Origin of the sequence: Pseudomonas sp. B40(2017), assembly GCF_002112855.1 — a bacterium.
Lineage (GTDB): Bacteria > Pseudomonadota > Gammaproteobacteria > Pseudomonadales > Pseudomonadaceae > Aquipseudomonas > Aquipseudomonas pharyngis.
This window is the reverse complement of record NZ_NEIT01000001.1, coordinates 338,400-353,214: the sequence shown is the minus strand read 5'-3', so window position 1 is coordinate 353,214 and position 14,815 is coordinate 338,400. Positions and strand designations below refer to the sequence as shown.

The 14,815-nt window shown below is 60.3% G+C and carries 11 protein-coding genes; 8 read left to right on the top strand and 3 right to left on the bottom strand.

From position 1 onward, the window contains the following. The first annotated feature begins 11 nt into the window (after positions 1 to 11). Both CAF76_RS01505 and CAF76_RS01500 read left to right on the top strand, forming a co-directional pair. Positions 12 to 860: a transketolase gene (locus tag CAF76_RS01505; protein WP_085646564.1), complete on the top strand. Its 849-nt coding sequence runs from the start codon at positions 12 to 14 to the stop codon at positions 858 to 860. After that, positions 857 to 1,879 carry a transketolase family protein gene (locus tag CAF76_RS01500; protein ID WP_085646563.1) on the top strand — a complete coding sequence of 341 codons (1,023 nt, stop codon included), beginning with the start codon at positions 857 to 859 and terminating at the stop codon, positions 1,877 to 1,879. Before CAF76_RS01505 ends, CAF76_RS01500 begins: the two co-directional genes overlap by 4 nt. Positions 1,880 to 1,899: 20 nt before the next feature. Here the strand turns inward: CAF76_RS01500 and CAF76_RS01495 are convergent, their stop codons facing one another. Next, positions 1,900 to 2,877, bottom strand: coding sequence for a GlxA family transcriptional regulator (locus CAF76_RS01495; protein ID WP_085646562.1), 978 nt, complete (start codon positions 2,875 to 2,877; stop codon positions 1,900 to 1,902). Positions 2,878 to 2,982: 105 nt separating this feature from the next. Here CAF76_RS01495 and CAF76_RS01490 point away from each other — a divergent pair, with 105 nt between their 5' ends. From CAF76_RS01490 to CAF76_RS01480, 3 genes are all read left to right on the top strand, one after another. After that, positions 2,983 to 3,780 (top strand): SDR family oxidoreductase, encoded by a 798-nt coding sequence (locus CAF76_RS01490; RefSeq protein WP_085646561.1) that lies wholly within the window; start codon positions 2,983 to 2,985, stop codon positions 3,778 to 3,780. Between the two features lie 23 nt (positions 3,781 to 3,803). Beyond that, a complete protein-coding gene (locus CAF76_RS01485; RefSeq protein WP_011334128.1) occupies positions 3,804 to 4,568 on the top strand; it encodes an SDR family oxidoreductase in 765 nt (254 codons plus the stop codon). 212 nt (positions 4,569 to 4,780) lie between these two features. Beyond that, the gene (locus CAF76_RS01480) at positions 4,781 to 5,932 is read left to right on the top strand and encodes an L-dopachrome tautomerase-related protein (protein ID WP_085646560.1); all 1,152 of its coding nucleotides are present in this window, start codon (positions 4,781 to 4,783) and stop codon (positions 5,930 to 5,932) included. A gap of 72 nt (positions 5,933 to 6,004) precedes the next feature. Here CAF76_RS01480 and CAF76_RS01475 read toward each other — a convergent pair whose 3' ends face one another. Then, a complete protein-coding gene (locus tag CAF76_RS01475) occupies positions 6,005 to 6,976 on the bottom strand; it encodes a LysR family transcriptional regulator (protein ID WP_172829483.1) in 972 nt (323 codons plus the stop codon). Between the two features lie 284 nt (positions 6,977 to 7,260). Between CAF76_RS01475 and CAF76_RS01465 the strand changes: the two genes are divergently transcribed. Both CAF76_RS01465 and CAF76_RS01460 read left to right on the top strand, forming a co-directional pair. Beyond that, positions 7,261 to 9,666 carry a glucose/quinate/shikimate family membrane-bound PQQ-dependent dehydrogenase gene (locus CAF76_RS01465; RefSeq protein WP_085646558.1) on the top strand — a complete coding sequence of 802 codons (2,406 nt, stop codon included), beginning with the start codon at positions 7,261 to 7,263 and terminating at the stop codon, positions 9,664 to 9,666. 84 nt (positions 9,667 to 9,750) lie between these two features. After that, on the top strand, positions 9,751 to 11,049 hold the full coding sequence (locus CAF76_RS01460; RefSeq protein ID WP_085646557.1) for a carbohydrate porin: 1,299 nt from the start codon (positions 9,751 to 9,753) through the stop codon (positions 11,047 to 11,049). A gap of 67 nt (positions 11,050 to 11,116) precedes the next feature. Here the strand turns inward: CAF76_RS01460 and CAF76_RS01455 are convergent, their stop codons facing one another. After that, positions 11,117 to 13,312, bottom strand: coding sequence for an OsmC domain/YcaO domain-containing protein (locus CAF76_RS01455; RefSeq protein ID WP_085646556.1), 2,196 nt, complete (start codon positions 13,310 to 13,312; stop codon positions 11,117 to 11,119). 207 nt (positions 13,313 to 13,519) lie between these two features. Here CAF76_RS01455 and CAF76_RS01450 point away from each other — a divergent pair, with 207 nt between their 5' ends. Then, on the top strand, positions 13,520 to 14,815 hold the full coding sequence (locus tag CAF76_RS01450) for an OprD family porin (protein ID WP_085646555.1): 1,296 nt from the start codon (positions 13,520 to 13,522) through the stop codon (positions 14,813 to 14,815).

Here is a 14,815-nt window from a genome sequence, read left to right as displayed (position 1 = left end):
GAGAATTCACCATGACTGCCAACCTTTCATTCACAACACCCCAGACGCTGGCCGAGCGCGCCCACAACATTCGCCGCCATGCCTTGCGCATGGGGCAGGTGCAAGGCCAGGGCTACGTCGGCCAGGCCCTCGGTGCGGCGGACCTGCTCGCGGTCGCCTACTTCCATGCGCTGAGCTATCGCCCCGAAGACCCGGCGTGGGAGCCGCGTGATCGTTTCTATCTGTCGATCGGTCACTATGCGATTGCGCTGTACGCGGCGCTGATCGAAGCCGAGATCATTCCGCTCGATGAGCTTGAAACCTACGGCTCGGATGACAGCCGATTGCCGATGTCGGGAATGGCCGCCTACACGCCGGGCATGGAAATCACCGGTGGCTCGCTGGGTCAGGGGCTGGGCATCGCCGTCGGGGCTTGCCTGGGCCTCAAGCGCAAGGGCTCGACATCGTTCGTCTACAACTTGCTGTCGGACGGCGAGCTGAACGAAGGTTCGACCTGGGAAGCCGTGATGTCGGCCTCGCACTGGAAGCTCGACAACCTGATCGCCATCGTCGACGTCAACAACCAGCAAGCAGACGGCCATTCCAGCGAGATCCTGTCGTTCGAACCCATCGTGGATCGCTGGAAAGCGTTCGGATGGTTCACCCAGCGCGTCGACGGTAACGATCTGGACGCACTGGTCGAAGCCTTCGATGCCGCCCGCCACCACCCCGGCGCTCAGCCACGGGTGATCATCTGCGACACCACCATGGGCAAAGGTGTGCCCTTCCTCGAAAACCGCGAAAAGACCCATTTCATCCGCGTGGACGAACACGAATGGGATCTGGCACTGACCACGCTTGAAGAAGGAAAAAACCAATGAGCAACGCCGCCAACACACCGACCTCGACTGGCGAACCGATCAAGAAGCGCCTGACCACCTCGGCGATGATTGCCTCGATCGCGTCAGAAGGTCAGGTCACCAGATCTGCACCTTTCGGACATGCATTGGCTGCACTGGCGGATCAGCGTCCGGATATCGTCGGCCTTTCCGCTGACCTGTCCAAGTACACCGACCTGCACATTTTTGCCAAGGCCCACCCGGATCGTTTCTATCAGATGGGCATGGCCGAACAGTTGCTCATGAGTGCGGCCGCAGGCATGGCCCGCGAAGGCTTCGTGCCGTTCGCCACCACGTATGCGGTGTTCGCCTCGCGTCGCGCCTATGACTTCATCTGCATGGCCATTGCCGAGGAAAACCTTAACGTCAAAATCGTTTGCGGATTGCCCGGCCTCACTACCGGCTACGGCCCCAGCCACCAGGCCACCGATGACCTGGCGATCTTCCGGGCGATGCCCAATCTGATGATCGTCGACCCTTGTGACGCACTGGAAATTGAACAGGCCGTGCCCGCCATTGCCGCGCATCAGGGGCCGGTTTACATGCGCCTGCTGCGCGGCAACGTGCCGCTGGTGCTGGATGAGTACGGGTATCAATTCGAGATCGGCAAGGCCAAGACCCTGCGCACCGGTAACGATGTTCTGATCATCTCGACCGGTTTGATGACCATGCGCGCATTGGAGGCCGCCAAGGCGCTGCAGACCGATGGCGTCGATGTCGCCGTGCTGCATGTGCCGACGATCAAACCGCTGGATGAACAGACCATTCTCGCCGAGGCTCGCAAGTCTGGCCGGCTGGTGGTTACCGCAGAAAACAGCTCGATTATTGGCGGGCTGGGTGAAGCGGTTGCCGGGGTACTGCTGCGCAACGGAGTGACGCCGACGTTCAGGCAGATCGCATTGCCCGACGCGTTCCTCGACGCCGGTGCACTGCCGACACTGCATGATCGCTACGGCATTTCCACCGACGCAGTCTGCGCGCAAATCAAGTCCTGGCTTTGACTGCTGGCTGATCGGGGCGCTTACGGATGAGCGGCCCGATCAGATGGATTCTCCTGGCCGATCCGCCTGGCATCCCTTCGAACTGCCTGTGGCGGAACGCCAAACCCTCGCATGAATACTTCGCGCATGTGGCGACGGTCTCGAAACCCCGTTTCCTTCGCCACGCGATCCAGGCTGTGACGACTTTGCTCGATCATCACGCGAGCGGCCTCCAGACGCAGGCTTTCAACAGCCTTGGCCGGTGACTGGCCTGTCTCGGCAGTAAATACCCGGGTGAATTGTCTTGGGCTCAAGTGCACGACGTCGGCAAGTTCCTCCACGCTGAGCGGGCGGTCCAGGTGCGTGCGCGCATACTCCAGCGCACTTTGAATACGGTCCGACTTTGGAGCAAGCGTAAGCAGTTCCGAATGCTGGGATTGCCCACCCGAACGCCGTTGATGCATGACCAGTTTGTGCGCCACCGACCGGGCCATGTCGGTGCCCAGATCCTTTTCCACCATGCCCAGCGCCATGTCCAGCGCGGCTGTCATTCCTGCCGACGTCCAGACGGGACCGTCGACGATGAAGATCCGGTCTTCCTCGACCTCGATTCTTGGATGCAGCTCACGGAGCTTGTTCGCATAGGCCCAGTGGGTGGTCGCCCTCCGATCGTCCAGAACCCCTGCCTGCGCCAGAACGAACGAGCCGGTGCACAGACCTGCTGTGCGTCGTGCCCCGTCGACGAAGGCTCGCACGCTGGCCAGCACCTCTTCACGTGGCGGGTTCAAGGGGGTCAGCGTACCGGTAATCATCCAGGTGTCGGCCAATCCCGGGGCGCCCAGAGGGAGCGTGTCGATGTACATGCCCAATGAAGAACGCACGGTTCCGCCGCCGATCGAGAAGTTCTGGACCTTGTAGATCTCTTCCCCCGCAACGATGTTTGCGAACTCGAATACAGCCTGGGTTGCCAGGGACATCACCTGAAAACCCTCGGTAATCAGATAGCCGACGCGATGCATGACTGAACTCCTTTTTGAATGTCCTTAAACACTACCATATACGTCGTTTAAGACATCAGTCCCCTCCTTCATCATGGCTCCACACACAACCCACGGAGCTTGATCATGACGCAACAATACAAAGGCACTGCGCTCATCACCGGCGCGTCCACCGGCATCGGCTCGATTTACGCCGAACACCTTGCCCGCCGGGGTTACGACCTGGTGCTGGTGGCGCGCAACCGCGAACGTCTGAACGCACTGGCTAGCCGCCTGACCAGCGAAACCCGGCAGAACATCGAAGTGTTGCAGGCCGATCTTGGCCGCCCCGAGGACCTCGCCAAGGTAGAACGCAAGTTGCGTGAGGACGCCAGCATCACTTTGCTGGTCAACAATGCCGGTATCGGCACCCATACCGGCCTGCTGGAGAGTGATGTCGAGCGGATGGCCGAGATGATCACGCTGAACGTCACCGCCCTTACCCGCCTGACCTACGCCGCGATTCCAGGTTTTGTCGCCCGTGAACAAGGCGCCGTGATCAATATCTCCTCGATCGTCAGCCTGGCGCCGGAGCTGCTCAACGGCGTGTTCGGCGGCAGTAAGGCCTACGTGACCGCGTTCACCCAGTCCCTGCATAAGGAACTCTCGGATAAAGGCATCCGGATTCAGGCTGTCCTGCCCGGCGCAACCGCGACGGACTTCTGGCAAATCGGTGGATTGCCTGTCGAGCATCTGGATCCGGGCATTGTGATGTCGGCCCAGGACCTGGTCGCTGGCGCTCTGCAGGATTTCGACAACGGCGTACTGATCTCCATCCCCTCGATGCACGACCTGCAAGGTTACGAGCGTTACGAAGCCAGCCGCCAGGCCTTGTTCTCCGAGCTTTCGAGCAACCGGCTCGCGCCGCGCTACAACGCCAACTGATCGCTATCAAAAGGATATGAATCATGAAACTCAGCGCTAACACGATCTTCATCACCGGCGGCACCTCCGGCATTGGCCGCGCTTTGGCCGAGGCATTTCACCAGCGCGGCAATCAGGTCATCATCGCGGGCCGTCGCCAGGCCCTGCTGGATGAGATCGCCCGGGCCAATCCCGGTATCGACACGGTCCAGCTGGACATCAATGACCCGCAGCAAATCAAGGATGTCGCCCAGGAAGTCATACGCCGCCACCCCTCGCTGAACGTGATCATCAATAACGCCGGGATCATGCCGTTCGATAATCCAGCCTCGGGTGATTACGACGACGAACAGGCGGTGAGCCTGCTGCAAACCAACCTGCTCGGCCCGGTGCGTGTCAGCGCCGCATTCGTCGAGCACCTCAAGCGTCAACCCGAAGCCTTCATCATCAACAACAGCTCCGTGCTGGCCTATCTGCCACTGGCTGCGACAGCGTTGTACTCGGCGACGAAGGCGGCCATTCACTCCTACTCGCTGTCGCAACGCTTCACCCTGCGCGACACCCGCGTAAAAGTGCTGGAGATCGCGCCGCCATGGGTCGACACCGACCTGATTCACAAAAGCGGCGATGAACGCGCCATGCCGCTCGACGAATTCATTCGGGAAACCCTGGAAAAACTCGAAACGGCGACCACGGAAGTGTTGGTGGATCGGGTCGTCCCGTTGCGAGCCAACCAAGGCATTAATGAGCACGCTCTGATCAATCAGTTCAACCAGGCACTGGAGGAGAACCCGATTCCGGTCGCCTGAGTTGAAGCCATCTGTCGTCAAGGCTGCCAGCCCTCCCTGATGGAAGGCTGGCAGTTTTGTATTTTCCGCAAAATGCGGAAAGTCTTCCTGCGATCTGCTTCTGTCTGAAGAAGGTCGTCGCGCATAGCCTGTCACTGCCTTCTCGCGCTCACTGATTTATCGCGACTCGTGCTGGAAGGCTCCTCATATCACTGGCGCTCAAGGACTTGAACATGAACAGATTATTTAAAATCGCAGGCCTGGCCCTTGCGGTATCCGTAAGCGGCCTGGCCGTAGCGCAAAGTGATACGGGCAAAGGCGCCGCCATCGAACGTGTTTACGCGTTCAACGGGGCCATGCCGACAGGCGTGACGGTGACCGAAACCGGCCGGATCTTCGTGAACTTCCCCCGCTGGGGCGATGACGTGCCCTACACCGTTGCGGAAATTTCCAACGGTCAACTTGTGCCCTACCCTGATCTGAAAACCAATGTCGCGGATCCGCAGAACCCGGCCAAGGGATTCATCAGCGTGCAAAGTGTGGTTGCCGACGGCAAAGGCCGCGTCTGGGTGCTCGACACGGCAGCACCGAAGTTTTCCGCGCCTCAGGCGGGCGGAGCCAAGCTGGTGGCGATCGACCTGGCCTCCGACAAGATCACAAAAACGATTGTGTTCCCTGACGACGTCATCCTGCCGACCACCTATGTCAATGACGTACGCTTTGACTTCCGTACAGGCAAGGAAGGGACCGCCTACATTACCGACTCTTCGGTCAGTGGTCCTGGCGGCATCATCGTGGTCGATCTGGCGAGTGGCCAGGCAAGCCGCAAACTGACTGGCGCCCAATCCACCTCGGCCGACCCGTCCTTTATCCCGAAGGTTGAAGGCAAGCCCGCACTGGTGACGCGCGACGCTCAAGGCAAAACCGGCCTGTTGACGGTGGCGTCTGACGGTATTGCCCTGTCCAATGATGGCAAGACGCTTTACTTCTGCCCGTTATCGAGCAGGCATCTGTACGCCGTGCCGACTGCCCTGCTGCGTGATCCGGGGGTGAGCGATGCCGAACTGGAAAAAGCCGTCGTCGACCTCGGTGAAAAAGGTGCTTCCGACGGTCTTGAAGCCGATGCCGACGGTGCCGTGTACGCCGGTGACTACGAGCACAACGCGATTCGCAAACGCCTGCCGGACGGTCGCTGGCAGACGCTGGTCGAAGACTCACGAGTGCTTTGGCCCGATACGTTGTCGATCGGCCCGGACGGCTATCTGTATTTCACCGCCAACCAGCTTCATCGCTCGGCAGGTTTTAATGACGGACAGGACAAACGCGTCAAACCGTACAGCCTGATGCGCGTCAAGATCGGCGCAAGGCCTGCAGCGACGTACTAAAGAAACGTCAGAGCAATGAGGTGTGGCTCAAAGGCCTGAACCTGACGCGGCACCTGCAGCTTCGTCAGGTTCTCAATGAGCTACGTAACGTTCGAAGCGTTGCGCCAGGAAAGCCCTCAAAGCCTGTACGGCAGGTGTGAGCGAGGTGCGATGGGGGCACACGAGTTGGAGCGGTGCCGGCTGTCCGACGTCTGCCGGGAAAAGCTCCACCAGTCGACCGCTGCGCAAGTCATCCAGCACATCGATTTTCGACCTGTAGACGATTCCGAAACCGGCAACCGCCCAGCGCCGGACGATATCGGCATCATCACTGACCCGGTCGCCCGTCACCTGAACGGTCCTGACACCGTCCGCCGAATGAAAGCTCCAGCGTTCGTAGGTCTGCTCCCCCATCACAAACCGAAGGCAGTTATGGTTGCCCAATTCTTCAGGTGTGGCTGGCCTGCCATGGCGAGCCAGATAGTCCGGCGAGGCGCAGACCGTTCTTCTGTTTGAGGGCGCCAGGGCCAGAGAGACGAGGCTGGAATCGGCCAGCAAACCATAGCGGATACTGGCATCCAGTTGTTCGCCGACCAGGTCGGCAATCTGATCGCTGACCCGTAACTGCAGCAGCACCTTCGGATGCAGTTGCTGAAACTCGTCGAGCCATCGCAACAGCACGTTTCGGCCGATATCCGACGGTATCGACAATCGAATCGTGCCGGCGATTTCATCGCGACCTTCACTCAGCGCGATCTCGCCATTTTCGAGCGCTTCGAGTGCCTGCCGGGCATGGGAAAGATAGCGTTCGCCATCGTCCGATAATCTCAAGCGCCGGGTCGAGCGAACGAACAACCTTGCTCCAAGACTGCCTTCAAGACGCTGAACCGCTCCGCTGGCCAAGGCTGGAGAAATGTCCAGCAATCGGGCGGCGGCGGAGAAACTGCCGGCCGCAGCCGTGGTGACGAATACCTGAAGGTCATCTACGCGGACTATTTTCTTCACGATCACGAAATTCTGTAGGGTGCGGACGAAGTTTTTCAGCGTAATGGGAAAAATGATCATTGCCCAGCCGCCGCTCTGACGCCGGCGCTGTTAGCCATTAGTCTAATCAGCCCAGGCACCGACGTAATCACTGCGCGAGCCATGCCTGTCACAAATCCCACTTCCCCTGACAGAAAAGCGACTTTCAACCACTTTTCAATATCGCCCGCAGCCTGACAGGCGCAAACCGTCCCCCGATCCGACGCTTCGCTGAGCAGCAAACTACACTTCATGCTGATTTAGTGATTTAACTAGGTAGTTACCTAACTATATAATGCTCGCCTCATTTCAACGGGACATTCAACGTGAAGCAGAGTCAACGCCTCTCGGGCATATCAACATTCATTCTGGTCGGGCTCGGGGTGATCATCGCCCTGCTCGGCCTGGCACTGGCTGCTGGCGGTGTGAAATTGGTCAGCCTGGGAGGCTCTTGGTACTTCCTGGTGGGTGGTCTGGTGATGGCCGTTTCCGGTCTGCTGATCGCGCGGCGCAAGCCTGCCGGTGCCTGGCTGTTCGCGGCATTTCTGGTTGGGACCGCCATCTGGGCCGTGATCGACGCAGGGCTGGTGTTCTGGCCGGTGTTCTCGCGCCTGTTCATGTTCAGCGCGGTGGGTCTGGTGGTCGCGCTGGTCTATCCGCTGCTCAAACGCGCCAATGGTGACGTTGCAGGTCGCGGTGCTTACGGCGTTGCGGCTGTTCTGGCCGTTGGACTGGCCGTGGCTGCCGGCAACATGTTCGTTGCGCACCCGACCGTCGCCCCTACCGGTACCGGTCCGGGCCTGACGCCGGTCGAGCCGGAAAAGGCGCAGAAAGACTGGGCCCACTACGGTAATACCGAAGGCGGCAGCCGCTTCGCCGCGCTTGACCAGATCAATCGCAGCAACGTCGACAAGCTGAAAGTCGCGTGGACCTACCACACCGGCGACATCGCCGAGAGCGATGGCAACGGTGCCGAAGACCAGCTGACTCCGCTGCAGATCGGCAATAAAGTCTTCATCTGCACCCCGCACAACAACCTGATCGCACTGGATGCCGACACCGGTAAAGAACTCTGGAAAAACGCGATCAACGCTCAGTCCAAAGTCTGGCAGCGTTGCCGTGGCATGGCGTATTTCGACGCCAGCACCGCCGTCGCCAAACCGGCCAGCTCGCCAGTGACTGAAACCCCGACCGCTCCGGTCGCTAACTGCACGCGTCGCTTGCTGACCAACACCATCGACGCCCGCCTGATCGCGGTCGACGCTGACACCGGTGAGTTCTGCCGGGGTTTCGGCAACAACGGCCAGGTGGATCTGAAGGCCGGTCTGGGTGATGTGCCGGACAGCTACTATCAACTGTCCTCCGCGCCGCTGATGGCCGGCACCACCGTGGTGGTTGGCGGTCGTGTGGCCGACAACGTGCAGACCGACATGCCGGGCGGCGTGATCCGTGGTTTCGACGTCATGACCGGTGCCATGCGCTGGGCGTTCGACCCGGGCAACCCGCAGGATAAACAGGCACCGGCCGATGGCCAAACCTATGTGCGCAGCACGCCGAACAGCTGGGCACCGATGTCCTATGACCCGGCGACCAACACCGTATTCCTGCCGATGGGCAGTTCTTCCACTGACATCTATGGTGTCGAGCGCAGCAAACTCGATCACACCTACGGTGCCTCCGTCCTGGCGCTGGACGCCAACAGCGGCGAAGAAAAGTGGGTATTCCAGACCGTCCACAACGACCTCTGGGACTTCGACCTGCCGATGCAGCCAAGCCTGATTGACTTCACCAAGGACGGTAAAACCGTACCGGCGGTGGTCATCGGCACCAAGGCCGGGCAGATTTACGTGCTCGACCGCGCCACCGGCAAACCGTTGACCGACGTTAAAGAAGTGCCGGTCAAGGCCGCCAATATCCCCAACGAACCGTACTCGCCGACCCAGCCGAAATCGGTGGGCATGCCGCAGATCGGTGCCCAGCACCTGACTGAATCGGACATGTGGGGCGCCACCCCGTACGACCAACTGCTGTGCCGGATCGATTTCAAGTCGATGCGTTACGACGGCTTGTACACCGCGCCGGGCACTGACAAATCCCTGAGTTTCCCGGGTTCGCTGGGCGGCATGAACTGGGGCAGCATTTCCACTGACCCGGTGCACGGTTTCATCTTCGTCAACGACATGCGTCTGGGCCTGTGGATTCAGATGATTCCGTCGCAGAACAAGGCTCAGGCCTCTTCCGGTGGCGAAGCGCTGAACACCGGCATGGGTGCCGTGCCGCTCAAGGGCACGCCTTACGCCGTGAACAAAAACCGCTTCCTGTCGGTTGCCGGCATTCCGTGCCAGGCTCCGCCGTTCGGTACGTTGACCGCCATCGACATGAAAACCCAGAAAGTCGCCTGGCAAGTGCCGGTCGGCACCGTTGAAGACACCGGTCCCCTGGGCATCCGCATGCACCTGCCGATCAAGATCGGTCTGCCAACCCTCGGCGGCACGCTGTCGACCCAGGGCGGCCTGATCTTCATCGCCGGCACCCAGGACTTCTACCTGCGCGCCTTCAACAGCGCTAACGGTGAAGAAGTCTGGAAAGCGCGTCTGCCGGTCGGTAGTCAGGGTGGCCCGATGACCTATGTGTCGCCGAAAACCGGCAAGCAATACGTGGTCATCACCGCCGGTGGCGCTCGCCAGTCGACTGATCGCGGTGACTACGTAATGGCTTACGCCCTGCCGTAAACCGTCTCGTTCGCCTTCGTTTCACTTGTGCGCGGCACCTTCGGGTGCCGCGTTGTTTCATGTCCTTCGCTCTGGATTTGCGCAATGTCATTGGCTGTTCGCTTTTCTCACGCCGGGGTTTTCACCGGCATGCTGTTCGGTCTCACCTGCGGCGCTGCCCTGCCCGCCCTTGCCGATACCGATTCGAACGTATTTACCCGCAGCACCCTGACCGGCGACTGGGGCGGCCTGCGCCACCAGTTCGACGAAGACGGCATCAAGTTCACCGGTGATTACACCGGCGAAACCGCCTACAACGCCGACGGCGGCCTGCATCGCTCGGCGCGTTACTCGCAGAACATCAAGCTCGGCGCGCAGTTCGACCTGAGCAAACTGTACGGCGTGGACAACGCGGGCAAGATTCAGCTGACCATCAACGATCGACGCGGCAACAGTGCCTCCGAAGACCTGGTCGGCAACCGTCTGCCGATTCAGGAAAACTACGGCGGCCTCTACACCCGCCTGACCGAGCTGAGCTACGAGCGCAGCCTGTTTAGCCCGGCACTGAACGTCAAACTCGGCTACATGGCCATGGGCAACGACCTCGGCGGCCTCGACAGCGGCATTCTCTGCAACTTCATGAACGCCGGTTTCTGCGGCCATCCGCTGAACATGTCCGGTGGCAGTGGCTGGACCAACTACCCCAACGCCCACCTGGGTGTGCGGGTGAAATACGACCTCTCCCCGGCCTGGCAACTGCGCGTAGCCGCGTTCAATGTCGATCCGGAAAGCAACGGCAATTCCAGCCGTGCCTGGCACCTGGGCCCGAAACACACCACCGGCACCGTGGTGCCGATCGAACTGGTCTACAAGCAGGCCGGCAAACTGCCCGGCGAGTACAAGCTCGGGTATTACTACGACAGCTCCGACGTCAAACGCATCGGCAGTGACAAGGAAGTGTCCGGACGCGGCGGCCATTACGTCCTGATCGATCAGGCCGTCTGGGCTTCGGACGTCTCTGAAGGTCGCAGCCTGCACGCTTTCGGCCAATACTCGGCGGCCAGCGAAGCAGCTTCGCCGTTCAGCAAGTGGTACGGCACCGGTCTGGTTCTGTACAAGCCTTTCGAAGGCCGCCCGCGTGACACCGTAGCGCTCGGTTACGGCCGCGCAGTGCCGAACCCGCGCAGCCGCGATGTGCTGCAGGACACCGCCACGGCCAATGGCGCCGCGTTCCCCAATCTGGACAGCGCCGAACAATTGATCGAACTCGGTTACGGCTATCAGGCCACGCCTTGGCTGACGCTGCGCCCGAATGTGCAATACATCATTGAGCCGGGCGCGTTTTCCGGCCAGGACATCGACAATGCGTTGGTGTTTGGATTGCAGGTGAAAGCCGCGCTCTGACACCATCATTTGCCGACCACAAAAAAAGCACTCGAAGGTGCTTTTTTTGTGCGTGCCGCCAACCGAATCAACCCGCGAAGTTGGCCCGCGCTGCGTGCAGTTTCTTGTAGCTCTCGATCAGGCGCAGATGCCGATCCAGCCCTTCCAGCTTCATGCTGGTCGGCGTCAGGCCGTAGAAGCGCACAGTGCCGTTGACCGAGCCGATCGCCGCATCCATGCGCTCGTCGCCGAACATGCGGCGGAAGTTGGCTTCGTAGTCTTCCAGCTGCAGATCCTCATCCAGCTCCATTTCCAGCACGACGTTGACCGCTTGATAGAACAAGCCACGCTCGACGGTGTTGTCGTTGTATTGCAGGAAGGCCTCGACCAGATCCTTAGCCTGCTCGAACTTCTGCAAGGCGAGGTAGATCAGCAGGCGCAGTTCGAGAATGGTCAACTTGCCCCATGGCGTGTTGTCGTCGAACTCGATGCCGATCAGCGTGGTGATGTCGGTGTAATCGTCCAGCTCGCTGTGTTCCAGGCCTTTGGCGAGGTTGCGCAGGCCGACCTTGCTCAGGTTGTGCAGGTTGAGGATGTCGGCCCGGAATTGCAGCGCTTTGTTGGTGTTGTCCCAGATCAGGTCTTCTACCGGATAGATCTCCGAATAGTCCGGCACCAGAATGCGGCAGGCCTTGGCGCCGATGTGCTCGTAGACCGCCATGTAGACTTCCTTGCCCATGTCTTCGAGGATGCCGAACAGCGTTGCGGCCTCTTCGGCGTTGGAGTTTTCGCCGTTGCCGGAGAAGTCCCACTCGACGAATTCGAAGTCGGCCTTGGCGCTGAAGAAGCGCCACGACACTACGCCGCTGGAATCGATGAAGTGCTCCACAAAGTTGTTCGGCTCAGTCACGGCCTGGCCCGAGAAGGTCGGCTGCGGCAGATCGTTGAGGCCTTCGAAGCTGCGGCCCTGCAGCAACTCGGTGAGGCTGCGCTCCAGCGCCACTTCAAAGCTCGGGTGCGCGCCGAACGAGGCGAATACGCCGCCGGTGCGCGGGTTCATCAGCGTCACGCACATCACCGGGAATTCACCGCCCAGCGACGCGTCCTTGACCAGCACCGGGAAGCCCTGCTCTTCCAGCGCCTGGATGCCGGCGAGGATGCCTGGGTATTTCGCCAGCACCTCTTGCGGTACATCCGGCAGGGCCATTTCGCCCTCAAGGATTTCGCGCTTGACCGCCCGTTCGAAAATTTCCGACAGGCACTGCACCTGCGCTTCAGCCAGGGTGTTGCCGGCGCTCATGCCGTTGCTGAGAAACAGGTTCTCGATCAGGTTGGACGGGAAATACACCACTTCACCGTCAGACTGACGCACGAACGGCAGCGAGCAGATGCCGCGCTGGGTGTTGCCGGAGTTGGTGTCGTACAGGTGCGAGCCGCGCAGTTCGCCGTCGCGGTTGTAGATGCCCAGGCAATATTCATCGAGGATTTCTACCGGCAACTCATCCTTGGCACCCGGCTTGAACCAGCGCTCGTCCGGGTAATGCACGAACTCGGCATTGGCGATGTCTTCGCCCCAGAACTGATCGTTGTAGAAGAAGTTGCAGTTGAGCCGCTCGATGAACTCGCCCAGCGCCGAGGCCAGCGCGCCTTCTTTGGTCGCGCCCTTGCCATTGGTGAAGCACATCGGCGACTGCGCATCGCGGATGTGCAGCGACCAGACGTTGGGCACGATGTTGCGCCACGAAGCGATTTCGATCTTCATGCCCAGGTCGGCCAGAATCCCCGACATGTTGGCGATGGTCTGTTCCAGCGGCAGGTCCTTGCCGGCAATGCAGGTGCCCGCGCCTGAGGTGGACGCCGGCATCAGCAAGGCCTGGGCATCGGCGTCGAGGTTCTCGACTTCCTCGATTACGAACTCCGGCCCGGCCTGCACCACCTTCTTCACCGTGCAGCGGTCGATGGAGCGCAGGATGCCCTGGCGATCCTTCTCCGAGATGTCTGCCGGCAGCTCGACCTGGATCTTGAAGATCTGGTTGTAGCGGTTTTCCGGGTCGACAATGTTGTTCTGCGACAGACGAATGTTTTCGGTCGGGATATTGCGGGTGCTGCAGTACAACTTTACGAAGTAAGCCGCGCACAAGGCCGACGACGCCAGGAAATAGTCGAACGGACCCGGTGCAGAGCCATCGCCCTTGTAACGGATCGGTTGGTCGGCCACCACCGTGAAGTCATCGAACTTGGCTTCGAGTCGGAGGTTGTCGAGAAAATTGACCTTGATTTCCATGCGGGTTACCAGAATAGCGAGCTAAACAAATTGGCCGCCATTATCCGGCTTTTGAGCGTGAAGTCTTGTGCTTTGAGCAATCAATCCTGAGCCGGCCGGCGGAACATGACGCTTGTTCACACATTCAACTCAGCACATGCGCTCAATCGCCGGCAGCCGATCCGCGTGACCATGGCGTCACCTTCCGCCAATCCTGGTTGCTGACACATGATGGTTTTATCCAAGCCGCGCCTCGCGCTCGCCTTAATGATTGGCGGGTTCGCCGACACCGCGTGCGCCAGCGGATTTCTCGACGACGCCAAGACCGAAGTGCTCAGTCGCAATTTCTACTTGAGCAACGATTACCGCTCGCCCTCGCCTGCCGGAAAAAACTACAAACAGGAATGGGCTCAAGGGTTTATCGGCACTTTCGCATCCGGTTTCACTGAGGGAACCGTCGGGGTTGGTCTCGATGCCCACGCCTTTTATGGGCTGAAACTCGATGGCGGCAAGGGGCATTCCGGCACCGGACTTTTGCCGGTGGACAGTGATGGCCGTAGCGAAAGCGAATACTCCAGCGCCGGTGGTGCGCTGAAGTTGAAGACTTCGAAAACCACCCTCGCCTTCGGTGAAATGACCGTGGAAACGCCGGTGTTCGATACCTCGGACAAACGCTTGCAACCGGAATACGCCACGGGTTTTCTGCTCGACAGCCATGAGATCGATAACGCGCGCCTTGTCGCCGGGCGCTTCACGGCGTTCAAGAACCAGGACAGTTCTTCCGGCAAAGGCGACTTTCAGGGCTATGGCGCCAGCACCCAAGGCGAAAGCATCAGTTTTGTCGGCACCGAGCTGTTCAGCGACAGCCCGGTGGGCGGCGCGCTGTATGCGTCTTACCTGAGCGACACCTGGCGCCAGTACTACGCCAACCTGCATTTCAAGCAGTCCGGTCTGCTGCTCGACGCCAACGTCTACCACACCCGCGACACCGGGCAGGCACTGGCCGGCGACATCGACAACACCGCGTTCAGCCTTTCGGGCAAATACACCGTTGGCGCCCACGCGGTCATGCTCGGCTGGCAACGCATCAATGGCGACACGCCCTTCGATTTCGTTGGTGGCGACTCGATCTACCTGGCCAACTCGATCAAATACGCCGACTTCAACGGTGCCCACGAGCGCTCCTGGCAAGCGCGTTACGACCTCGATCTCGGCGCCTTCGGCATTCCGGGGCTGAATTTCATGACCCGCTACGTTTCCGGCAGCCACATCGACGGCACCCACGCGCCCAAGGGCGGCGCCTATAACCCGTTCGACGCGGATTCCGGTGAATATCAGCCTCAGCAAGGGGACGGCGGCAAACACTGGGAACGCGACATCGATCTGCGTTACATCGTCCAGTCCGGCGCGGCCAAGGATCTGTCGGTGCAGCTGTCCCACGTGTCGCACCGGGCCAACAGCGCTCAGGCGGGCGACGACATTGACCGGATCTACGTGGTGATCCAGTACCCACTGGGGTTTTGA